The organism is Mycobacterium sp. TH-M11, assembly GCF_057473725.1.
The window spans coordinates 1-3991 of sequence record NZ_JBYCLD010000554.1 but is presented as its reverse complement, the minus strand read 5'-3'; the positions used below and the strand labels follow the sequence as shown (position 1 = coordinate 3991).

The 3991-nt window shown below is 64.7% G+C and carries 2 protein-coding genes and 2 pseudogenes; 3 read left to right on the top strand and 1 reads right to left on the bottom strand.

Annotated elements, in window-relative coordinates:
• Window positions 1-192, bottom strand: a pseudogene (locus AC2VOG_RS20915) (hypothetical protein); the annotation flags it as partial.
• A gap of 275 nt (window positions 193-467) precedes the next feature.
• Between AC2VOG_RS20915 and glf the strand changes: the two are divergent.
• The 3 genes and pseudogenes from glf to AC2VOG_RS20900 form a co-directional block, all read left to right on the top strand.
• Entirely contained in the window at window positions 468-1691 is a 1224-nt protein-coding gene (gene glf / locus AC2VOG_RS20910; RefSeq protein WP_486941725.1) for a UDP-galactopyranose mutase, read from the top strand.
• Window positions 1688-3661, top strand: coding sequence for a glycosyltransferase (locus AC2VOG_RS20905; protein ID WP_486941724.1), 1974 nt, complete (start codon window positions 1688-1690; stop codon window positions 3659-3661). Before glf ends, AC2VOG_RS20905 begins: the two co-directional genes overlap by 4 nt.
• A pseudogene (locus AC2VOG_RS20900) lies at window positions 3642-3991 on the top strand (phosphatase PAP2 family protein); the annotation flags it as partial. The gene AC2VOG_RS20905 and the pseudogene AC2VOG_RS20900, both read left to right, overlap by 20 nt.

The window sequence follows — 3991 nt, the reverse complement described above, 5'->3', positions numbered from 1 at the left end:
CCCCTGCGACAGCGCGCCCATCAACTCGCCGGGCAGGTCGGTCATGGACGCGGCCCGAACGAACTCGTGGTGCTGGGGTGCTGGCTTGGCGGTCAGGTCGCAAACAGCGATGTAAGCAAAAGGACTCGCGACGGCCAGAGCGGCGAACGCGCTCGTGGCTGTCGAGAGCCTGCGTCGACGTCGGTTCGGCACGGAAGTCTCCTCAATCTGGACTGCGGTCTGTCATGCGTGCCGGGGCGCGCATGGTGTCTGACTACTGATATTCGGACACATGGCCGATGTTACTTACGTGAATGTTGTTACTGGAGTGACGAGACCTAATCGTGAACCAATCGCGACTTTCGTCACCAAATCTCGGCCAACCGTTATCCGGCGCGCCGCTATAAGGCCTTGCCGGCGACGTAGTGGCGATAAGACCACCGCGCCGCACGGGCGACGATCTCGCAGTCCGATACCCTAGGCAACCGATGACTTCTCCTTCCGGTCGCTTCGACCTCTATGTCGTCGGCTCCGGCTTTTTCGGTCTGACGATCGCCGAGCGCGCGGCTACTCAGCTCGGCAAGCGGGTGCTTGTCGTCGAACGTCGCGCGCACATCGGCGGTAACGCCTATTCCGAGGCCGAGCCGCAGACCGGCATCGAGGTGCACAAGTACGGCGCCCACCTCTTCCACACCTCCAACAAGCGGGTCTGGGATTACGTGCGGCAGTTCACCGACTTCACTGGCTACCAGCACCGCGTCTTTGCCATGCATGACGGTCAGGCCTACCAGTTCCCGATGGGGCTGGGACTGGTGTCACAATTCTTCGGCCGCTACTTCAGCCCCGGCGAGGCCAGGGCGCTGATCGCCGAACAGGCCGCCGAGATCGACACCGACGACGCGCAGAACCTCGAAGAGAAAGCGATCTCGCTGATCGGCCGGCCGCTCTACGAGGCGTTCGTCAAGCACTACACCGCCAAGCAGTGGCAGACCGATCCCAAGGAGTTGCCGGCGTCCAACATCACCCGCCTGCCGGTGCGCTATACCTTCGACAACCGCTACTTCAACGACACCTACGAAGGCCTGCCGGTCGACGGTTACACGGCCTGGCTGCAGAACATGGCCGCCGACGACCGGATCGAGGTCCGGGTCGACACCGACTGGTTCGACGTTCGCGAGGAGCTGCGAGCCGCCAGCCCGGATGCCCCAGTGGTCTACACCGGCCCGCTGGACCGCTACTTCGACTATGTCGACGGCCACTTGGGCTGGCGCACACTTGATTTCGAGACCGACGTATTGCCAACCGGCGACTTTCAAGGCACCCCGGTGATGAACTACAACGACGCCGACGTCCCGTACACCCGCATCCACGAGTTTCGCCACTTCCATCCCGAGCGGGACTACCCGACCGACAAGACGGTGATCATGCGGGAATACTCCCGCTTCGCCGAACACGACGACGAGCCGTACTACCCGATCAACACCGAAGCCGACCGCGCGCTGCTGGCCGCTTACCGGACCCGCGCGGCTAACGAAACCGCTTCGGCGAAGGTGCTTTTCGGCGGGCGTCTGGGCACCTATCAATATCTCGACATGCACATGGCGATCGCCAGTGCGTTGAGCATGTACGACAATGTCCTGGCGCCGCACCTGCGTGACGGCGCATCGCTTCAGGCTCGAGACGAGAACAGCAGAGGAAGCACCCGCGGATGAGTGAGACCACGGTTGGCGACGCCGCCCGGGCCGCGACCCGGCAGTCCAGTAAAGCGGTCAGCCTGCTGGCGCGCGTGATCTTGCCGCGCCCGGGCGAGCCACTCGACGTCCGCAAGCTCTACCTGGACGAGTCGACGACGAATTCCCGCCGTGCGCATGCCAGTAACCGCACGTCGCTGCAGATTCCGTCCGAGTCCGAGGTGTCGTTCGCGACGTATTTCAACGCCTTTCCGGCCAGCTACTGGCGTCGCTGGACGACCTGCACCTCCGTGGTGCTGTGCATCGAACTCACCGGTCAGGGTCGCGTCGACGTCTACCGCACCAAGGCCACCGGTGCCAGGATCTTTGTGGAGGGCCAGAATTTCGCCTCGACGGAGGCCGGCCCGGCGGTGCTCGAATTTCAGGTGAGCCTGCAGCCTTTCGAAGACGGCGGGTGGATCTGGTTCGACATCACCACCGACTCGGAAGTGACGCTGCGCAGCGCCGGCTGGTACTCCGAGGAGCCTGCGCCGGGCGTCGCCAACGTCGCGATCGGCATTCCGACCTTCAACCGGCCGAACGATTGCGTCAACGCGCTGCGCGAGCTCACCGCTGACCCGTTGGTGGACAAGGTGATCGGCGCCGTGATCGTGCCCGATCAGGGTACGTCGAAGGTCCGCGATCACCCCGACTTCGCCGCGGCCGCCGCGCCGCTCGGCGACCGGTTGACCATCCATGACCAGCCCAACCTCGGCGGCTCCGGTGGATACAGCCGGGTGATGTACGAGGCATTGAAAAACACCGACTGCCAACAGATTCTGTTCATGGATGACGACATCGAGTTGCAGTCGGACACTATTCTGCGCATTCTCGCGATGCACCGTTTCGCCAAGGCGCCGATGCTGGTCGGCGGCCAGATGCTCAACCTGCAAGAGCCCTCGCACCTGCACATCATGGGCGAGATGGTCGACCGCGCCAACTTCATGTGGACCGCGGCGCCCTACACCGAATACGACCACGACTTTGCCGAATATCCGTTGAGCGACAACAACCCTCGCAGTCAGTTGCTGCACCGTCGGATCGATGTGGACTACAACGGCTGGTGGACGTGCATGATCGGCCGCGAGGTCGCCGAAGAACTCGGTCAGCCGTTGCCGCTGTTCATCAAATGGGACGACGCCGACTACGGGTTGCGGGCCGCCGAGCACGGCTACCCGACCGCGACCCTGCCCGGCGCGGCGATCTGGCACATGGCCTGGAGCGACAAAGACGACGCCATTGACTGGCAGGCCTACTTCCACCTGCGCAACCGGCTGGTGGTGGCGGCCATGCACTGGGACGGCGACGTCAAGGGTCTGGTTCGTAGCCACCTGAAGGCGACACTGAAACACCTTTCCTGTCTTGAGTATTCGACGGTCGCGATCCAGAACAAGGCGATCGATGACTTCCTGGCCGGCCCGGAGCACATCTTTTCGATCCTGGAATCCGGCCTGCCCGAGGTACACCGCCTGCGTAAGGAATATCCGGACGCGGTGGTGTTGCCGTCGTCGGACCAGCTGCCGGCGCCGTCGCAGCGCAACTACGAGATGAAGCCGCCGGTCCATCCGCTGTCCATCGGTTACCGGTTGATCCGTGGAGTTCTGCATCAGCTGAAAAAGACCGAGCCGCAGCATCATCAGCGTCCCCAGCTCAACGTGCCGACGCAGGACGCCCGCTGGTTTCGGCTCTCGACGCTGGACGGCGCAACGGTCACGACGGCCGACGGTCGCGGCGCGGTCTACCGACAACGTGACCGGGACAAGATGTTCGCGCTGCTGTGGCAATCGTTGCGGCGCCAACGCCAGCTGGTGCGGCGCTTCGACGAGATGCGCCGGGTCTACCGGGACGCGCTGCCGGTGCTGTCCAGCAAGGAGAAATGGGAGACGGTGCTGTTGGGCACCCAGCCCGCCGGAAAAAACGTGATGGCTGGCAATGGCCGGCAACGCGGCTGAGTCGGCGTCGCCGAGCGGCGAAGTCGCCGTGCTGGTCGCGGTGCAGTCGGCGCTGGCGGATCGCCCCGGCGCGTTGGCCGTCGCCCGGGTGCTGTCCTACTTCGGTGAACACAGCCTCGGCTGGCTGGGCGTATCGGCGATCGGAGCGGTGCTGCAGCCGGCCAAGCGCCGCAGCTGGCTGGTGGCCGGCGCCGGCGCGTTCGCGGCGCACGCCGCCGCGGTGCTGATCAAGCGGATCGTGCGGCGCCCGCGGCCGCATCATCCCGCCGTCGCCGTCAACGTCGGCACCCCGAGCAGCTTGAGCTTCCCGTCGGCACACGCCACCTCGAC